Origin of the sequence: Paenibacillus chitinolyticus (assembly GCF_045038035.1) — a bacterium.
GTDB lineage: Bacteria > Bacillota > Bacilli > Paenibacillales > NBRC-103111 > Paenibacillus_F > Paenibacillus_F chitinolyticus_A.
Genome location: NZ_CP173427.1, coordinates 5,610,730 through 5,629,888 on the forward strand (window position 1 = coordinate 5,610,730; position 19,159 = coordinate 5,629,888).

Genomic DNA, 19,159 nt, shown 5'->3' on the forward strand with positions numbered 1-19,159 from the left:
TTCTTAAGAAGAGTAAATCTCTGGTTTCAGAACACCGATGTAAGGAAGATTGCGGTATTTCTCGGCATAATCAAGCCCGTAGCCTACGATAAACGCATCCGGAATTTCAAAACCGGCATAATCGGGCTGCAGATCGACGGACCGTCTGGCAGGTTTGTTGAACAGAGTAACCACAGACACGGACTGGGCATTTCTTCTCTCAAGCACGTCAATGAGGTAGCTCAGGGTCAAACCGCTGTCGATAATATCTTCGACGATCAGTACGTGACGTCCTTCTACGGAGACGTCCAAATCTTTAATGATTTTGACGACGCCCGACGACTTGGTCGATTGTCCGTAGCTGGATACTGCCATAAAATCAAGCTCAAGCGGAATCGTAACCTGCTTAACGAGGTCCGCCATGAAAATAAAGGCTCCTTTAAGCACACAAATCACAAGCGGATTGCGGCCTTCGAAGTCTTTGGATATCTGGGCTCCAAGCTCCTGTACCTTAGCTTGGATTTGTTCCTCCGAGTAAAAAACTTCTTGAATGTCGTTAAACAAGGATGCTCCCCCTACTTAATAATATGAAAACTGTGACAAATCATTCTCCAAGGCCGTTTCCCTCAGTCACCGGGGGCTCAATCCGGATGTGCAACCAACGTACGGTTCCCGGTCCGACAAGCGCATGGCGGGAACGACGAACGCCCGGTATCCACAGAACCCTTCCTTCTGCATCCATAAGCAGCGGAAGCCGGTCTCTGCGGCTGGGCGGTATTTTGGCATCCATGAGAATATCTTTTACTTTTTTGGTGCCGTTTAAACCAAACACGTCCAAACGGTCCCCGGCTTGCCGGTTTCTCACCGACAACGGCATCCGAAGGGCATCAAGGTCAAACCAAGCCTCGTCGGGGCAGGCTGCCGCCGGAATATCGGCGCCGCCGACTCCATCCCGCTCCTCGGCCTTAAAACCAAAGGTCACTCCGGCTTCCGGAATAGGCAGAAACGGCTGCTGCAAGTCCACTTGATGCAAAAAAGCCGCATCCCCCGACCTGGCTGATGTCTCGGATCGAAAGCAGATACGTTCGTACTCACGAATCAAGGCAATGCGTCCGTCGATTGGCCATGTGAGATTGGAGGGACTGTCCTGCACAATTACCGTACGAATCGCCTCTAATCTTGCATAATCGACGTTTTCCTCTTGAAAAGCGAGATAATTTAATATTAGTTTAATCACACGCCTTTGTAAAGCGACGTGCAAGTGAACAAAATCACCCCGATCCAAACTCGCTGCACCCGCCTCGTCCTTGACGACGGAAGCATACACGCGGTCAGCTTCGCGGTCCATATAATCGTTCTCGGCCGTCATGATTTCGCCCAGCCGGTTCAAGGACTCCGGAAGCTGATCGTTATATTGGCGCAAATATGGCATCGCATCCAGCCGTATCCGATTCCGGAAATACTTCCGGGAATCGTTGCTGCTGTCCCGGCAGTAAGCGAGCCCCAGGAAATCACAATAACTAATTACCTCTTTCTTGTATATACGAAGCATAGGCCGGACGAGTTCCACTTTTTTTTCGGCTCGCCGCTCGGGTATTCCCGTTAATCCTCCGGGCCCGGTGCCCCGTAAAATCCGCATCAGAATCGTCTCGGCCTGATCGTCCGCGTGATGGGCGAGCGCGATTTTGCTTGCGCCATACTTGCGGGCCGTCTCAAAAAGGAACTCATACCGTTTCCGCCGCGCCGCGACCTGAGAGTTCAAGGCTGTTTCTTCTATATAAGCAGGCACATCGATAAAAGCCGACTCGCAGGGCAATCCGAGACGCTCCGCAAAGGAAGCGACGAATGCCGCTTCTCTGTCGGATTCCTCTCCCCGGAACCGGTGATTGACATGCGCTACGATGAGGCGCCAATTCCTTGAACCCGACATCCCGTACAGCAAATGAAGAAGCGCAACCGAATCGGGCCCTCCCGAAACGGCTACAACGATGGTATCGCCCGGTTCCAGCAGCTTCTCTTCGGCTATACGGCTCTCGACGGCCGCACGGACCCGGAATCCCGGGTCCAATCCTTTGTTGCCGGGCTCCCTATGGTCAGCCTCTCTGGGCAGCCGCTTCCCTTCCATGATTGTTTCCCCGCTTTCCGTCAACTGCTGCAGCACCCTTTTTAATCGGCCCTTGTAACGAAAGGGCGGAAGTCCTGACCTTTTTTCAGTCCAGATAAAAGTAAACGATCGTTCCCAGCAAAACAATCAAAGATATCGTCAAAAACAGAACGATCCCGGGGGCTTCTTTGCGTCCGGCCGGGACTTTGATACCGCGCGCCCTCTTCGCTTGTTCCCTCCATACGGCCAGCGCTTCTTCGGAAGAAGCAAACCGGTTATTCAGAGCCTTCAGCAAAAAAGGGGCCAAGCCTCTCATCCGCTCGCTGCTTTTGACGATATCCTCCAGCATGGAGATATTCCGGTTCTGAGGAAGGGCCTGCAAGGCAGGGCGGAATGCGTCGCGTTCATCCAGCGTTTTGATGATCAGAACGGCGAACGAGAACAAATCGTAGCTCTCCTCCGCAACCCGTTCTCCCGCACACCAGTAGCCGCGGTCAAAAATTTCCGTAAACTGCTTAACCGCACGCCCCTTGGCCGTCATTCCGCCGAAATCTATCAGCTCCACGCTTCCATGCTCCGTAAGAACAAGATTGTCGGATTTCAGATCCCCGTAGATAAACCCGCTGCGGTGCAGCTCCGTAAGCTTTTTAAGCAGATTCGATCCGATCACGTAAATCCAGTCCTTGCCGTAGGTCCGTATGTATTTCGATAAAGAAAGGCCCTGTATGTAAGGCATGATAAAAAACGACAAGCGGCGTCCCTCGAATTCCGCATCGTCGGCATCCAGCAAAAATCGGCTGAACGACGTATCCGTTTTGGAAAGGGACTGCAGGGCGTTTACTTCGAACTGATGGTCGAGAGGATCGTATCCGATCTTCATCGCATACCGGCGCTCGCCTCTGCGTACAAGCAGCACTTGGCCGTTCGCTCCCGAACCCAGTCCGCGCACAACCGTATAAGTTCTGCCGTTCCAGATCCCCTTAAGGGTCGTACCGAGCGGCAGGGCAGGCTCATACGACGTAGTCACGCAGCATCCCGTCCTCATCGTCTGAATAGATAGGTTTACCCGCTACGTACGCCGCCACTTTCAGCATGGCAGGTCCGGTAGGGGTGGTGCCCTTCATGTTTAATTTATAGAACATCTTATCCAGATTTGCAAGATTTGACGTCCAGCCCGAATCCATTTCCACATCAGGGTCACCGTCATGCCGTCCCGGAAAATGAAAAACCGCCAGTTCGCTTGTCCCGCTCCGCGCCTTGAGACTCAGCAGCAGATCGGAGATGGCCTCGCGCACCGCGGCCATCTTCGGCTTCATGCTGGCGCTGGCATCCACCAGCAGCGCGACGCGGAGGGAACCGCTCTCCGCAAGCTCGTCTATGACGCGCACGACCTCGGAGCGCTGTGCAGGAGGCAGCTCGGTCATGTCCCCGCTGCCGAGTATGCTCTGCAGCTCCCGGCTGACCGCCTGCTGCACCGTCTGCGTCACGGTCTTGCGCGTCATCATCTGCACGGTCTGCGACAGCTGCTGCGGGGTTGCGATCCGGCTCATGCCGCCGCCGGCTTTCGCAATCTCGCGGATTTCCTCGGCGCCGAGCAGTCCGAGCTCGCCCTGGTCAACGACACCGATAACGTTGACGGTAATACCTTCCGCGCGGGCTTCCGCCGCAGCGGCCGCCGGGCTGATTCCGACGTTCGAACAGCCGTCGGTGATTAGTAGGATCTGTTTCATCTCTTCCGCCTCCAACCTATGAATGTTCTTACTAGTTTCGCCAAGTCTGCGAGATTCTAATCATAGAGGCGGAAGAATTCAGGCGCCGGTCAACCGGCGGGCGTAAGGTCGGCGGGCTGGTTTAGCGCGGAACCTTTTTTCAAGAGAAAACAGCGGGGCACCCTCTAGGATACTCCGCTGCACGGCTGCGCATGTTGAAATCCAGCATTCGGCCTCCTTTCTGTCCATATGGGCAGGTCACAGCTCCATAGCAATTCCGTCTCTCAGCTCACCACCTTCGGCCGTTCGATCCGGTTGACGCCGGGCCAGCGGAATGTCGCCCATTCCGGCTGATGCTTTTCGACACGCGCCGCGACCACGGTCATGTCGTCGATAATCTCCCCATGATGGCAGCGCATAACGCGATCAAGAAGCCTATCGGCAAAATCCTGCGGAATGTCCGTATCGATTTCCTGGATCACCCGCTTCATCCACATTTCTTTGTTGACCGCATGCCCGGGTGCGTCGTAAATGCCGTCAGTCATCATAATCAGCAGGTCTCCGTGCTGAAGGGATCGCGACAGCAGGTCCACTTCGATGTCCTGCAGAATGCCGACCGGCAGGTTATTAGCCATCACCGGAATCACTTCGCTGCCTCTTTTAATGAAGCTCGGTGTGGACCCGATTTTCATAAAGGTCGTCTCTGCGCTGTACAAATCAATTAGAGCCATATCCACCGTCGCATACACTTCGTCGGAAGAACGCAGAAGCAGAACGGAATTGACCGATTTGATCGCGATTTTCTCGTCCATGCCCGATTGAAGAAGCTGCTGCAAAATAGTAAGCGCAGCCGAGCTTTCCGCCCTGGCCCTCTCGCCGTTGCCCATTCCGTCGCTCAGCGCCACGACGAATTTGCCGTTGCCCAGCTCCGCTACGGAAAAGCTGTCCCCGGACAGCAGCTCCCCGCCCTTGGCTGCTCCCGCGATACCCGTTTCCACTTCGAATTCTTTGGCCGAGCCGAACAATACCGTGCTGTAGCCCTCACCCCTCGGGAGCATTTCCTCATTTTTCACCGCGATATGTTCTCCGAGAATTTCACTTAACAGAGGCGCTATGATTTTGCGGCACTCATCGAAGCCTTTTGTATATTGGTGGATGATCTCAATCTCCACGTTACCTTCGTCCAGCGAAATAACATCAATGCTGTGTATGGAAAGCCCGAGATCCTCCAGAGCCTCACGAATCTGCTCCTCCTGCAGAAAGAGTTCCTGGCCCTCCCGCTTGATCTCCTTCGCCAAATCCTCCATGACCTGGGACACACCGCTTAATTGATCCGCCACAATCTGACGGCTGTCCGAAATCTGCTTTTTCCAGTGCATATCATTCTGGTATTTCGCATACTGGTTTTTCATAACATCCAGCACCTGATCCGGCTTCGTACAAGCCTGCTTCCAATCTATCGGAATCTGTTTCCGCGAGAAATTCGGATTCAGCTCGATTTCCGTCATCATGCTCGTCATAAACTGATACGTTTGATAGAAACGCTGGTCCCAACAGCGGACCCGCTTCGGACACATCTGACAGGTCTGGCAGGAAACGGCCTCCATGAAATGGCTGATCTCCTCTTCCTTAGGCACCGGTTGGCTCTCGACCGTAAGCTGTTTGAAACTCCGGGCCAACTGCATAAACACCTGTGAAAACTGCTCGACCCGGCCGGCCGTAATATCCCTGACGCGTTTGGCGTAATCCTGCTGGGATTTGAGGTTCTCCTGGGTGCCCGGCACGTATTTGGCCAGCGTCTGGAGAACGCTCTTGGGTGTGAGCAGGAAAAGCGCTACCGCCGCAACGGATTCCCAGGTGGAGTTCATGACTTCCCCCTGCGTCCCGATATAAATGGAGAGGATCGACGAGCCGAGCAGCATGCCGAAGGCTACTGCCATCCGTCTGCCTTCCTTAAGCAGACCCGCCAGCATGCCCGAAAAGGCCAGCAGACTCATCTGGTAAATCGCATTTGTATTGGCGAGACTTAAGATAAGACCCGTCACCACACCGACCGAAGCTCCGAACGGCGCGCCGCCCACCAGTGCGAATAACAGAATCAGGTAACGGGAGACAACGTGCTCAACCGTAACCGGTCCGAGCGTCCAGCCCACGGTGCCGGTCATCATGGACGCCAGCAGAATGATCAGACAAATGATCTCTTCATGCTTGAGCTGATAATTTTTGCGGGTCAGCGTGAAGACGGGGACCGCTTGTACAAAAATAAGCGTAAGCACCAGACTCAGCACCGACTCCACTCCCGTCATTGTCAAGGAGTACCAGGAGAGGTCCGAATTAACCATGTGAGCGAACATCTGCACGAGCAGCGTTGTGATGAAGACGAGCACCGGCGCCAGCGAGATATCCGAGCGCTCATACTTTTCCAATCCTTTCTGGATGAGGAGAAACACGATCATCTCGGTCAGGATAAACCCGCTCTGAGGTTGTACGGCCAGTAAACTTCCGGCAAATAGAAACACGCCTGTCCATAGAAGCAAATCGCGGCGCTGGAAATACATGACCGCAAAAAAAGCTATCGAAAACGGAGCAAGCTCCTCAAGGATCATGGCTCTCCCCAGCAGAAAGGCCATCAGCAGGAGCAGGATAGACCATTTCTTGGCTACAAACGATTGAATGAGTCTGTTTTCCGCCACTCTGCCCTGAGCTGCCGACTTCGTCCGCTGCACCGCGCCTGCCCATTGCAGACCGATGGAAAGTGCACCATTTCGTTTTTCCATGTTCAGACACCACCATTTCTCTTAGTGGTGTTTATTATAGGTGGGTTCTATCATAGATTTTGTCACAATGAGTTGCTAGAGTTTAAGAAATTTCCGACAAAAAAGGGGGGCCTGTCAGGTCGGCGCAAATGCCTACCCCATGGGGGCTTGGCTTCTCCCTTCCGAACAGCCGTTCCGAAGCTGCGGGAGCTTGTCGCCGGTAAATGGGATGCGTATGCGGTAAGGTTGTGTCGATTCCCCGAACAACCGCATGTTAATCGACGCAAAAAAACCACATCCGCCGAAACGGAATGTGGTTGTAGATTTGTGTAAATAGTAGAGCGAGGAACAATTAGTCGCGGCGTCCGCCACGTCCACCACGCTTGGAGTCCTGCTTCTTCAGCGAAGAAATGCGCTCTTCACTGTCCTTGAGGAAACGGTTCATCTTGTCTTCGAAAGACAATTTGCCGGGTGCGTTACGGAAGCCGCCACCGCGTCCGCCGCGGTCTCCGCGGTTACCGAATCCGCCACGATCTCCGGAACGAGGGGAGTCGAACTTGCCATTGCCTTGTCTTTCAGGGCGAGCAGGTTCAGCGGGCTTTTCAATCGTCTGCTTGATGGATAAGCCGATTTTCCCGTCCTTGTCCACGTTGATGACCTTGACCAGAACCTTGTCTTCCAGCTTGAGATGGTCGTTGACATCCTTCACGTAGTTGTCGGCAATCTCCGAGATATGCACCAATCCGGTGACACCTTGTTCAAGCTCGACAAATGCCCCAAAGTGAGTGATCCCGGTCACTCTTCCTTCTAATTTGCTGCCCACTTCTATTGCCATAAAATACAATGTTCCTCCCTTAAATTGTTCAAAAGAATGGCTATGCCGATTATACCCCATTGCTGAATAGACGGTCAACATGGAGAAAAGCCCAAATAATCCGGTTTTACGGATTTTGTGATTTGGACGTCGGTATAAAAAAACGCGTTTCTCCTGCGCGGGCATAATTCAACTCGCTGCGGATGACTTGCTCCAAATACTCAGGGTCGTGCAAACGGGCAATCTCCTGCTGAAGGTCCGCTTTACGCTTCTGTTCATCGGTTAATTCCTGTTTGATCTGCTGCATTTCTGCACGCTTCTCGCTGATCTTGCCATGTTGTCCCCAGAATGTAACTCCCGCCCACGTTAGAAAACCGAGCAGAATGACGGCGGCAATACGGAATCTGCGGCGCGTGCCTTTGCTATTCGATTTAGGTTGCGTCTGCGTTGATTTGGGTGGAACAGGCATTAATCTCTGAGCCTCCTGATCGTGCAGGGCCATATACAATTCGACCCATGCCCGGTTACTTACCCTTGCGGAACCACTTCTGAAACAGCTGCTTTAAAAAATTTACCCACCGCAGCACTCGGGCAGGTACCCGTAAATGCTTGTACAGGGGACGTGTCAGCCAAAGCAGCAGTTTCCACACAGGGTAAACCAATTGTACCACAACTCGGAACAGGAACATAGCCAGCGCCGCCAAAAAGCCAAGGAGCACCCAGGCCAGCTTGTATAACCCGATCGCAGGTTTGATAAAGAGCAGCGTAAACATTCGCCTGAAAAAGCGGAGGAGCCATTTAACGGCCCGGATCAGGACCGCAATAACCTTACGTACGGTACGGCTCAGTGTCATCATGTAAACCAGCAGGCCGATAATTAACCCGACAAAGACGAAGAATCGGACTTGTCCCTGATTGCTGTGCACGAGCGTCCCGAACACGCAGACGGTCGCCGTAATCCAGTAAACCACATCCGCAAGCGGGAAAGTCCAGCGCGGCAGCCGCAGCTGCACGAACACCACCCGGAAGGCGTCGTAGAGCATCCCCAGTCCCATCCCGCTGACGAACATGAACCACAAGGTTAAAAACTGTACGTTCAGTGTCACTTGAACAGCTTACCCAGAAATCCCTTGTTTTTCTCCGGGGAATTCGCGTCCACATAAGACAAGGCGTTGACGTATCCTTCTATCGCAACCAGTCCCTGCTCCAGACTCAAATTCTTGATATGCAGATTCTGGCCCTTAATGAGCAGAAACCCGCAGTCCGTTTCCAGCAAAAATTCCTCGCTGTCAAAGCTCTCCACATTCTTCACCCCGGAGATCTCGAGCAGCTTGCGGTTAAGCATTTTCACTTCCTGCCGTTTGGTCTTTCCGGCCTCCATCATGGCGAGTCCCCCCTACAGCTTTTCCTACCACTACGATATGGGGGGATGTCCGTTTTTAGAACACCCGGAAACACGTAAAAAAGAGGCCTAGTCGGCATGAGCCGCCTTTCAGCCTCTTGGTTATTCGTTGTTCGCTTCTTCCCGCAGAAGCGTGTACATATGAGCCGCGTCCTCTTTACGAGTCGACTCCGTCAGTTGTTCCACGCGAACGGTCACTTTCTTCTGCCCGAATTGAATGGTAAGCTCGTCGCCTACTTTCACCGCCGAGCCCGGTTTCGCATCCCGCCCGTTGATCCAGACACGCCCCTGATCGGAGACGTCTTTGGCCACCGTACGGCGTTTGATCAGCCGGGATACTTTTAAAAACTTGTCGAGTCTCATTATTTTACGGCTTCTTTAAGCTTGTTGCCCGCTTTAAAAGCAGGAACATTCGATTCCGGAATAGAAATTTCTTGACCGGTTTGCGGGTTGCGGCCCGTACGTCCGGAGCGTTTGCGGGTTTCGAATGTACCGAAGCCGATCAGCTGAACTTTATCTCCTGTGGACAGCGCGTCCGTAATTTCACCGAGGAAAGAGTTAAGGACGGTTTCCACGTCTTTCTTGGTGAGTCCGCTCTTCGTGGAAATGTTGTTGACCAGATCTGTTTTGTTCATGATTCGAATACCTCCTAAAGTGAATGACAAGTATGTAGCTGGTTTTGAATCTCGCAGGTAAGTCGCTTCCGAAACTAAGTATTCTTGCTCAGCTTGGGAAATCCTGCTGAAAAACCTACGTGGATTGAAGTTTTTTTGCTTCCTGCCACAATTCTTCCATCTCTGCCAAATCCGCCTCCGCCAGGGACTTGCCCCGAGCTTCCAGGCGCTCTTCGATGTACTGGAAACGGCGTACAAACTTACGGTTAGTCGAAGCCAGCGCCTCTTCCGGATCGATTTTCAGGAAACGCGACAGATTGACGACGGCGAAAAGCAGATCCCCGAGTTCGTCCAGGCGCTCTGCCGCCGCACCGGTTTCCATTGCTTCCTGCACTTCACCGAGTTCCTCGGTGATTTTGCCGATCACTTCTCCAACCTCAGACCAGTCAAAACCGACGACAGCCGCTTTCTTCTGAAGCTTCAGGGCTTTCATCAGAGCCGGCAGATCCTTGGGCACTCCCGCCAAAGCAGACTGCTTCGAAGGGTCGATCCCTTTGCGGCGCTTCTCCTCGTCCTTCATCTGCTGCCAGTTGGCAAGAGCCTCCTCCGCGTTTTCCGCACCTTCCGTACCGAACACGTGGGGGTGACGACGGATCAGCTTCTCGTTGAGCCCCGCGATTACGTCATAGACGGTAAAAGCGCCGGTCTCCTCTTCCATCTGGGAATGAAGCATCACCTGGAGCAGCAGGTCGCCGAGCTCCTCGCACATATGGTCGGGATCGTCTTCATCAATCGTCTCCAGAACCTCGTAAGCCTCTTCGATGAGATTTTTACGGAGGCTGGCATGCGTCTGCTCGCGATCCCACGGGCAGCCTTCCGGGCTGCGGAGAATCGCCACAATTTCATGCAGCCGCTCCATTGTACGGTTGCGGAGTTCGTCCCGGTCGCTGCGCGGCACCCAGACAAGGGAAAGGTTGCCGTAGCCCTCGATCCGGTCGAGCTCGTAAAGAGGAACCCGGACAACCGATTCTTCCCCCGCAACGCCAAGGGAGTGACCCGCATAGACGGTGTAATCGTCCGGATAAAGCTCCATCAGTGTAAGCTTCACATCCGACGCCGTAAATGTATCGTACACTTGTCCGATCACCGTATGCAAGCGGGGGTTCAGCATGCCGGGCCGCAGGTCGGTCGCATCCAGAAGCTGCATCCCTTCGATAGGATCGAAGCCGAACCGGAGAAACGCCTGGTCGAGGAAGCTTTCCCCGCCCGCGATCTCCAGCGGAATGCCCGCTTCCGGACATTTCGCCCTCAGCAGCTGCACGGTGTACTCGGCCACCATAGGATGTCCGGGAACGGCGTACACGACAGCTTCCGTACGGGCCGACTCCAGCAGCGAGGCCGCTATCGCTTCATATGTGTCGTCAAAGCGGTTCTTCGCTTCGTAAATCGCGTCAAAGGTCTCGTACCGGATCCCCTCTGCCCGGAGATAGGCGGCGACCGGGTGATGATCGGTACGGAGAATCAGCTTCGGAGCCTGCTGCAAACGGCGCAGCACGCCGAGCGTGAGCTGGTTTTCGTCCCCGGAACCGAGTCCGAGAACCGTAATTCCTTGCGTCATAGTCCTTGCCTCCCACGCGTATTCCGGTTCCCGCTTAAGCGGAGCCGGTTGATTCGCAGCTATTTTACGCCGAAACGGCGCGGTCTATCACGGGTCGAGGGCGCCTTCTCGCGGCTAACTCCTAGAGCCGCTCCCCCTGCGGGAGCAGGCGCAGCTTCGTCAGCGCCGAAGCCAGCTTGCCGCCGCCGGGGAGCTGCTCAAGCTCCGCGCGGTTCACGGCGCGAAAGCGCAGCAGCGCGATCGCGTACACGGCCGCGCCGAGCGCCACCCCGGCCAGCGCCAACACGCCGGCCTGTCCGCGCGAGCCGAGGCCCGGCGCCGCGGCGCCAAGCAGCGGCCCGCCCGCGAGCTGGAGCGCGCCCAGAGCGGCGCACATGAGCGCCGCTGCGGCAAGCGGCGCCAGGGCCGAGGCGCGCCAGCGCTGCGGAGCGCCGGTCAGCCGCCGCACCTCGGCGAGGCCGAGGGCGGACGCGGACGCGAACGCGAGCACAGCCGACACGGCCGCGCCGGCGATCCCCCAGCGCGGCACGAGGAGCAGGCTGCCGCCGATCTTGACGGCGGCTGCGGCGAGCAGATGCAGCGCGGGAGCGTTCACGGCGCCGAGGCCCTGCAGCACTCCGGCAAGCACGATGTTGAGCGTGCCGAACAGCGCCGTGAGCGCGAGCAGAGCCATCGTGCCGGACGCTTCTTCGCTCTGATAGAGCATCACGTTCACCGGCACGGTGAGAGAGGCCAGGCCGGCGGCCGCAGCCAGGCCGAGCAGGCCCGTCATCCGCACGGTCCGCTCCGTGCGCGCTTGCAGCTGCGCCGGATCGGCCGCCTTAGCTGCGGCGATTGCCGGCACCAGCACGGCCGTCAGCGAGGACGCGACCATCGTCACGGCCTGAACCAAGGGGAGGCCGTGGTTGTACAGGCCGAATTGGCGCATCGCCTCGGCCGCGTCCGCTCCTCCGCCGAGCAGCAGGCGGGGGATGGTGAAGGCGTCGATGAGATTGAGAATCGGCGTCATGATTGAACCGAGGCAGATCGGCAGAGCGTAAGCGCCGATAGAGGCCATGAGCCGGCCAAGCGGTTCTTTGGTCCACACAGGGCCGGTGGCTTCAGCTTGGGCAGCCTCTCCTATACAGGGCGGTTTCTCAACACCCGATCGTTCAAGCCTCTTTCCCGGGCTATGAGGGGCTTCACAGGATTCGGAATGATCCGCGGTTTCCGCCGGTGTTAATTCAGCCGGATTCCCAGCCCTTCTTTCCTTGCTTCTCTGCCAATAGAACAGAAGCAGAAGCAAAGCCCCCGCTGCCCCCGTTACGGAACCGAATGTCGCTCCGGCGGCAATATCGCCGTCTCCCGCACCTTGTTCGGTCAGGTACAGCAGAAGAAGAACCATCGTAAGCACGCGCACCGTCTGCTCGACTACCTGGGACACCGCGGTGGGGACCATGTTCTGATAGCCTTGAAAATAACCGCGGAGAACCGAGAGTACGGGAACCAGCAGAAGCGCGTACGAAATGCTGCGGATGGCCGGCGCCGCTGCCGCTGTTCCTATCCAGCCCGCAAGCGCATCGGCTCCGAAATACAGCAGGAGAAAGCAAAGCACGCCGGTTCCTGTCAGGAGCAGAGCGGAAGCTGCCGCCACCCGCCTTGCCCCTGCATGATCGCGTGCGGCTGCCCGGTCCTGGACGAATTTGGCGACCGTGATCGGAAAACCCGCCGTCGCCAGAAAAAGAATCAGGAGGTACAGCGGATAGACGGCATTATAAATGCCGAAAACCCCGTCTCCGGCTATATTCTGCAGCGGAATTTTTTGGAGGGTTCCGAGCAGTTTGGAGAATACCGCCGCGGCGGCCAGTAACGCGGCGCCCTTAAGGAGCCGGGAGCTTCCGACCGTCACAGTCTGTTCCTGCGTTCCCTTTTCCGTGGACATGGACGTCTCTCCTGCATAAAAGATTAAATGTGCCTGTGTCTATCTACACTTCCATTTGCTTGGACAAGAAGGAAGCGGCCGTTTCGGCCATGATCCGCTCGGTTTTTCCCATGACCACATCATTTTCCTTACTGACCAACAGAACGGCGCCGATGGCATCCCCCTGGTGAATGATCGGTGCAATGACGAACGAGCCGTAAGTATCCGCCGCATCCTTAACCAGCTCGTAACTGCCGGCCGTTTCTTGCACGATCGTCTGTCTTCCGTTCAAGGCGCTCTCCAACTGCTCGCCCACCCGTTTGGCGTCATATTCTTTACGTCCGCGGCCTGCCGCTGCGATGAAGGTCTCCCGGTCCGATATAACGGCCTGATATCCGGTGCTCTCGTTTAACGATTCCGCATATTCCAGCGCAAAATCTCCAAGTTCACCGACCGGAGAATATTTCTGCAAAATGACTTCGCCGTCGGGGTTCACGAATATTTCCATGGGATCGCCTTCCCGGATGCGCATGGTGCGCCGAATCTCCTTCGGAATGACTACCCGTCCTAAATCGTCTATGCGTCTTACTATACCTGTCGCTTTCATACTGCTTAAAGCCTCGCTTTCCTTCTGGGGGTTTACACTAGGATGTTTGAAAAAATACGGATTAAAGAGGACTCTTCCCATTATATATAAATTTCCTCATAAAACAAAAAAAGCCCCCTTACCTCCGGAATTGGTTTCCAAGTAAGGGAAGCTTTCGGTTACTGCTCCATTTGTTTCGCCAAAAAACCGGCTGCAGTCTCCACCATTTTCGATTCCATATTGCCCATCTTGACTTCTTCGTCCTTGCTCATCAGAATAACCGAACCGATCGGATCTCCGCCCGCAACAATCGGAGCGATGACGAAAGAGCTGTAAGTTTCGGGATTGTCTTTGGAGATTTCGTATGTACCCGAACCGCTCTCGATTGTCGGTTTACGGTTTTCCATGGTGGTCTCCACGATCTGCCCGATCTGCTTGTCCATATACTCTTTCTTCGAACCGCCCGCTACCGCGATAACCGTATCCCGGTCCGTAATCAGTGTGATATGATTGGTGCTCTCATAGAGAGACTCGGCATATTCTTTGGCAAAATCCCCTAATTCGCCGATCGGGGAATACTTCTTCAAGATAACTTCACCGTCGCGATCGACGAATATCTCGAGCGGGTCGCCTTCCCGGATGCGCAGTGTGCGCCGTATTTCCTTCGGAATGACAACCCTGCCCAGGTCATCAATGCGACGAACGATTCCAGTTGCTTTCATGACTCTTGTTGCCCCACTTTCACTTGAAGTTTTGGATACGACTGGACGCCGATCTGCGTGTATTTAAAAGAGAAGGGTGTAGCGATTCGATTCTGACCATAGTATTCATCCGCCCCCATATTCTTATACATTTCCCTCTTTCCATCCACGTAAAATAAAAAGCCATCCCGTCCGGATGGACGAGATGGCTTTCGTGACATCAATGATCTGCCGCCAGGCTTCGCAGACCCGCTTACTTCGCCGCCGGCGAAGGGCTTGCGGCCGGAGGCGTCGCTCCAGGCACGTCGGTCGGCGCCGCGGTCGGCGTCGTCTGTGGAGACGGACTGCCTGTCGGAGCCGGCGTGCCGCTTGGTTCCGTGCTGCCGCCAGGTGCCGGGCTCGGATTGGCCGATGGAGCCGGAGTCGGAGTCGGCTTAGGAAGCTTGTTCGTTTCGATCAAGCCGGGAAGCTCCTTCGTTACGAACTCCTGCATCTTCACTTGCGCCAGGTTAGAGGCCAGCTCTTTCTTGGCGTCTTCTACGGTTTCGGTTTTACGGGATTCCACTTTCATGACGTGGTAGCCGTAATCGGTCTCAACGGGATCGCTGATCGTATTCAAAGGCAGCTCGAGAGCCGCTTTTTTGAATCCCGCTACCCACTGGCTGACTTTAGCGTTCTCGTACTTGCCGCCTTTATCTTTCGAACCCGGGTCATCCGAGTATTCTTTGGCAAGAGCGTCGAAGTCTCCGCCGTTTTTCAGCTTCTGCTGCACTTCTTTTGCGCGCTTCAGAGCTTCTTCTTTCGTGCGGAGCTCTTTATTCGTATTCGGATCGTTAAGACCGATGAGAATATGACGGACAGTCGCTACATCGTAGGCGTTCGGGTCCGCTTTTTTGGCCTTCTCGTATTCCGCTTTGATTTCATCGTCGGTGACCTGCTTCTCCAAGTGGCTCGTGGAATACACGCTGAGTCTCAAGAGGTCCTCAATGTCCTTCTCTTCCAGTTTCGCGTCTTTCAGCTTCTTCTCCAGGCCGCCTTCTTGCGCGCCCACGAAAGTTTTCAGCTGCGTAACCTGCTCGGTTACCTGCTTGTCCGCTTCTTTTTTCACGTCATCGCTTGCACGTCCGGAAAGAACCTTCAGCATGATATACTGCTCCAGCATGCTTTGCTGGTAGGCCGGGTCGGTTTCGAACTGCGCGTATTCCGGATACAGAAGACGGTTGAAGGAAAGCAGCTTATCAAACTCTCCACGGGTCACTTTACCCCCGTCTTTGTAAGTGGCGATAACCTCTTCCGGCGTACCCGCTTTTCCTTCGTCCTTCTTGCCGCATCCGCTGGCCACGGCCAAAACAAGGACTAGTACGGCAAGCAGCAGCCACTTGCTTTTGGCCCAACCTGATTTATTGTGTTGCATTCTGCAATTCTCCCTTCGTTTTCAAGGCTTCCCTGTATTGTAACAGAAAACGCTCCACCAATGCGATTGTGTCCTCGGGGGACAGCCCTTTGCCGCGGATGTGGACATGAATCTGAGGCCCGGCAATCAGCTTGACGCGCCCGTCGAAGCCGTTCGAAATCGTAAACAGCTTCTGACCGTCCAGCCTTTCCGTCTCGTCCGGAGAAATCTTGATCTGATAGTCGTCGCCCTTCTGGGAGATGGATTCGATTTTATATTCGGCTCCATACACCTTCAATCTGGCTACGGCCAAAAGATTGGAAACGGCAGGCGGCAAATCGCCGAACCGGTCCACCAATTCCTCATCCAGATCTTCCGCTTCCGCGAAGGAGCGGATATTCGCCACTTTCTTGTAAATCTCGATCTTCTGCATACTGTCGTAAATGTAATCCGACGGCAGGTAAGCATCCAGGTGAAGGTCAAGCTGCGTGATCCATTCCTTCTCGGGCTCCGCCTGCTCTCCGTCCAGCTCCAGCTTGCGCTTGGCGATTTCCTCGCTCAGCATCTGAGAGTAAAGGTCGAATCCGACGGAAGCGATAAATCCGTGCTGCTCGGCTCCGAGCAGATTACCGGCTCCGCGGATGGACAAGTCCCTCATGGCAATTTTAAATCCGGACCCAAGTTCTGTAAATTCTTTAATTGCCTGGAGACGTTTCTCCGCCACTTCGTTCAGCACTTTGTCGCGCTGATACGTAAAGTACGCGTAGGCGATCCGGTTGGAACGGCCGACCCGGCCACGCAGCTGGTACAGCTGGGATAAGCCCATCTTGTCGGCGTCATGCACGATCAGCGTATTCACGTTCGGGATATCGACGCCGGTCTCGATGATGCTCGTGCTTACGAGCACGTCGAACTCGCCGTCCAGGAAGTCGAGAATCGTTTTCTCGAGTTCCTGCTCCGACATTTGCCCGTGCGCAACGGTCACGCGGGCTTCCGGCACGAGCATAGAGATCTGCTCGGCCATCTGGTTGATCCCCTGGACGCGGTTGAACAGGAAATACACCTGTCCTTCACGCGCCAGCTCGCGTTCGATCGCTTCCCGTACGAGCGTTGTGCTGTATTCCAGCACGTAGGTCTGTACCGGGAAGCGGTTCTCCGGCGGCGTCTCGATGACGGACAGGTCGCGAACCCCCAGCATCGACATGTGGAGCGTGCGCGGGATCGGCGTGGCGGTCAGAGTCAGCACGTCGACATTCGTTTTCAGCCGCTTCAGCTTCTCTTTGTGCGAGACGCCGAAACGCTGCTCCTCATCGACGATGAGCAGCCCCAGGTCCTTGAACTTCAGGTCCTGGGATAGCAGGCGGTGCGTTCCGATTACGATGTCGACGGTACCGGCCTTGACGCCCTTGGTCGTTTCATTCTGCTCTTTCTTCGAACGGAACCGGCTCAGCACCTGGATGTTGAACGGGTATCCCGAGAAGCGCTCGCGGAACGTCTCGTAATGCTGCTGCGCCAAAATCGTCGTCGGCACCAGGACAGCGACCTGTTTGCCGTCGATAGCCGCTTTGAAGGCGGCGCGGATAGCCACTTCCGTCTTGCCGTAACCGACATCTCCGCAAAGAAGCCGGTCCATCGGACGCGGTTTTTCCATATCCTTCTTAATTTCCCCAATTGCCCGGAGTTGATCCGTCGTTTCGTCATACGGAAACATGCTTTCGAATTCCTGCTGGTAGGCGGAATCGGAGCTGAAGCCGTACCCCGTCGTCGCTTGACGGTCCGCGTAAAGTTTGATGAGATCGTCGGCGATGTCCTTGACGGAGGTCCGCACTTTGTTCTTGACGCGGTTCCAGTCGGCCCCGCCCAGCTTGTATATCTTCGGCTCTTTCTCTTCCGAACCGACATATTTCTGAATGAGATCGATCTGGTCGATCGGGACGGACAGCTTGTCGCCGCCCGCATAGACAATATGCAAATAATCTTTATGAATGCCCCCGACTTCAAGAGTGCCGATCCCGACATACTTCCCGATCCCGTGATTAACGTGAACGACGTAGTCTCCGACTTTAAGCTCCTGGTAGCTTTTGATTCTCTCGGCATTCTCGATTTTCTTGTCTACTTTGCGCGCTTTCCGCTGCTTCTGCGTAAACATCTCGCCTTCCGTAATCACGACGAGATGAATGGACGGCAGCTCGAAGCCGGTCTGCAGGTTTCCGTTCATAATCTCGGGCTCATCGATTTGATAATCCCCGAGCACACGGCGGACGCGGTCCATCCGCTCTTCACCGTTGGCTAAGATGATAACGCGGCTGCCCGTCTTTTTCCAGCGCTCCATTTCCGCTTTCAGAAGGTTCATCTGCCCGTGGAAATTCTGCATGACCCGGGACATGAAATTGACAATGTTCTGCGGCTGGGTCTGCGGGACCTGGCGCAGGAAGAGCGACATATAAAGCGTCGGATAAGTGCGGCGCTGCATAAGGGTCTCCAACTGCTTCGAAAGCGTGAGGGCCGGGAGGGCCTTCCCGTCTTGAAGGGAACTCGTCACCCACTCCGCCTCTTCCCGCTCCAGCTGCTTGGAGGTTTCCACGAGCCGGGCCGGCTCGTCAACGAGCAGCACCGTATCCTCCGGCATGTAATCGGATAGAGTCTGCCGCTCCGGATAGAGCAGGGAGACATACTTGAACAGCCCCTGGAAGGTGTTCCCCTCTCGGAGCAGTTCAATGTCATGTCCGATTCCTTCCAGCAGCCTGTCCTTGGCCTGACGGTCCGTCATTTTGGCAAGCTGGGTTTGAAGAAGTTCGTAGGCATGATGAGCGGCACTCTGAAAACGCTTTCTATTTAAGAGTACTTCCCGGCACGGCTGGATCACGAACGAATCCAACTTGTCTATGGAGCGCTGGTCCGATACGTCGAACGTACGGATAGAATCCACATCCACATCGAATAACTCGATCCGGACGGCCGTGGAAGAAGTCAGCGGAAATAAATCCACGATGCCTCCGCGGACGCTCATTTCCCCCTTCGCTTCCACCCGCTCCACACGCTCGTAACCCAGCTCGGTCAGACGGGTCAGAAATTCCTCCAGGTCAATTGTATCCCCCAAACGTACGGTGAGCTGGGCTTCCTTGAACGTTTCCTTCGTCGGAAGCAGACGGCGGAATCCGGCATACGGCACAATGACCGCTCCCCGGTATCCGCCGGCCAGTTTGGTCAGCACATCGATCCGCTGCGCCAGCATTTCGGGACTGGCAATAGCCGCTTCGGCGGCAAGCAGCTCTTGTGCGGGATATAAGAGAACCCCGTCTTCCGGAAGACATTCGCTTAAATCCTCGAAGATCTTCTGGGCGGAGAACATATTATGCGTAACGATGAGAAGCGGACGCTCGAGCTGCTGCATCAGTGCGGCAAGCATTACCTGACGAGAGGAGCCGGTTAATCCGGCGATCAACTGCTCTTTCATGCCGGAACGAATACCCGTAATCACACTTTGAAAATCGCGGTCCGTTGAAAAAGCTTGTATTAAAGCTTGCAAATCAAGTACACTCCTCTCACAAAAAGAAGCCTCGGCGCTTGCCTAGGCTGTCAT

General features: G+C 55.1%; 17 protein-coding genes. All 17 read right to left on the reverse strand.

Translation table 11 applies throughout. From position 1 onward, the window contains the following. Positions 1–3: 3 nt before the first annotated feature. Positions 4–543 (reverse strand): hypoxanthine phosphoribosyltransferase, encoded by a 540-nt coding sequence (hpt, locus tag ACI48J_RS25350; RefSeq protein WP_009671909.1) that lies wholly within the window; start codon positions 541–543, stop codon positions 4–6. 40 nt (positions 544–583) lie between these two features. Continuing rightward, positions 584–2,104: a tRNA lysidine(34) synthetase TilS gene (gene tilS / locus ACI48J_RS25355; protein WP_405080802.1), complete on the reverse strand. Its 1,521-nt coding sequence runs from the start codon at positions 2,102–2,104 to the stop codon at positions 584–586. A gap of 85 nt (positions 2,105–2,189) precedes the next feature. Further along, the gene (locus ACI48J_RS25360) at positions 2,190–3,110 is read right to left on the reverse strand and encodes a protein kinase domain-containing protein (protein ID WP_405080803.1); all 921 of its coding nucleotides are present in this window, start codon (positions 3,108–3,110) and stop codon (positions 2,190–2,192) included. Next, entirely contained in the window at positions 3,094–3,813 is a 720-nt protein-coding gene (locus ACI48J_RS25365) for a hypothetical protein (RefSeq protein WP_405080804.1), read from the reverse strand. Before ACI48J_RS25365 ends, ACI48J_RS25360 begins: the two co-directional genes overlap by 17 nt. 263 nt (positions 3,814–4,076) lie before the next feature. Then, positions 4,077–6,569 (reverse strand): stage II sporulation protein E, encoded by a 2,493-nt coding sequence (gene spoIIE, locus ACI48J_RS25370; protein WP_405080805.1) that lies wholly within the window; start codon positions 6,567–6,569, stop codon positions 4,077–4,079. Positions 6,570–6,900: 331 nt separating this feature from the next. Further along, on the reverse strand, positions 6,901–7,383 hold the full coding sequence (locus ACI48J_RS25375; protein WP_016424266.1) for a S1 domain-containing RNA-binding protein: 483 nt from the start codon (positions 7,381–7,383) through the stop codon (positions 6,901–6,903). A 106-nt stretch (positions 7,384–7,489) separates the two neighbouring features. Next, complete coding sequence (locus ACI48J_RS25380; RefSeq protein WP_326053425.1) at positions 7,490–7,864, reverse strand: septum formation initiator family protein; 375 nt, start codon at positions 7,862–7,864, stop codon at positions 7,490–7,492. Between the two features lie 22 nt (positions 7,865–7,886). Next, entirely contained in the window at positions 7,887–8,468 is a 582-nt protein-coding gene (gene yabQ / locus ACI48J_RS25385) for a spore cortex biosynthesis protein YabQ (protein ID WP_218231776.1), read from the reverse strand. Continuing rightward, positions 8,465–8,746: a sporulation protein YabP gene (yabP, locus tag ACI48J_RS25390; RefSeq protein ID WP_009671862.1), complete on the reverse strand. Its 282-nt coding sequence runs from the start codon at positions 8,744–8,746 to the stop codon at positions 8,465–8,467. Before yabP ends, yabQ begins: the two co-directional genes overlap by 4 nt. Before the next feature lie 120 nt (positions 8,747–8,866). Next, a complete protein-coding gene (locus ACI48J_RS25395) occupies positions 8,867–9,127 on the reverse strand; it encodes an RNA-binding S4 domain-containing protein (protein WP_326053421.1) in 261 nt (86 codons plus the stop codon). Further along, on the reverse strand, positions 9,127–9,399 hold the full coding sequence (locus tag ACI48J_RS25400) for an HU family DNA-binding protein (RefSeq protein WP_326053419.1): 273 nt from the start codon (positions 9,397–9,399) through the stop codon (positions 9,127–9,129). Before ACI48J_RS25400 ends, ACI48J_RS25395 begins: the two co-directional genes overlap by 1 nt. A gap of 115 nt (positions 9,400–9,514) precedes the next feature. Continuing rightward, positions 9,515–10,996 (reverse strand): nucleoside triphosphate pyrophosphohydrolase, encoded by a 1,482-nt coding sequence (mazG, locus tag ACI48J_RS25405; RefSeq protein ID WP_405080806.1) that lies wholly within the window; start codon positions 10,994–10,996, stop codon positions 9,515–9,517. A gap of 121 nt (positions 10,997–11,117) precedes the next feature. Next, positions 11,118–12,917 (reverse strand): oligosaccharide flippase family protein, encoded by a 1,800-nt coding sequence (locus ACI48J_RS25410; protein WP_405080808.1) that lies wholly within the window; start codon positions 12,915–12,917, stop codon positions 11,118–11,120. Positions 12,918–12,960: 43 nt separating this feature from the next. Next, positions 12,961–13,503, reverse strand: coding sequence for a stage V sporulation protein T (gene spoVT / locus ACI48J_RS25415; protein WP_405080809.1), 543 nt, complete (start codon positions 13,501–13,503; stop codon positions 12,961–12,963). A gap of 158 nt (positions 13,504–13,661) precedes the next feature. Then, positions 13,662–14,204, reverse strand: a complete 543-nt coding sequence (spoVT, locus tag ACI48J_RS25420) for a stage V sporulation protein T (RefSeq protein WP_009671922.1) — start codon at positions 14,202–14,204, stop codon at positions 13,662–13,664. Positions 14,205–14,436: 232 nt separating this feature from the next. Then, the gene (locus ACI48J_RS25425; protein WP_405080810.1) at positions 14,437–15,597 is read right to left on the reverse strand and encodes a peptidylprolyl isomerase; all 1,161 of its coding nucleotides are present in this window, start codon (positions 15,595–15,597) and stop codon (positions 14,437–14,439) included. Continuing rightward, complete coding sequence (gene mfd, locus ACI48J_RS25430) at positions 15,584–19,105, reverse strand: transcription-repair coupling factor (RefSeq protein WP_405080811.1); 3,522 nt, start codon at positions 19,103–19,105, stop codon at positions 15,584–15,586. Before mfd ends, ACI48J_RS25425 begins: the two co-directional genes overlap by 14 nt. Positions 19,106–19,159: the final 54 nt, after the last annotated feature.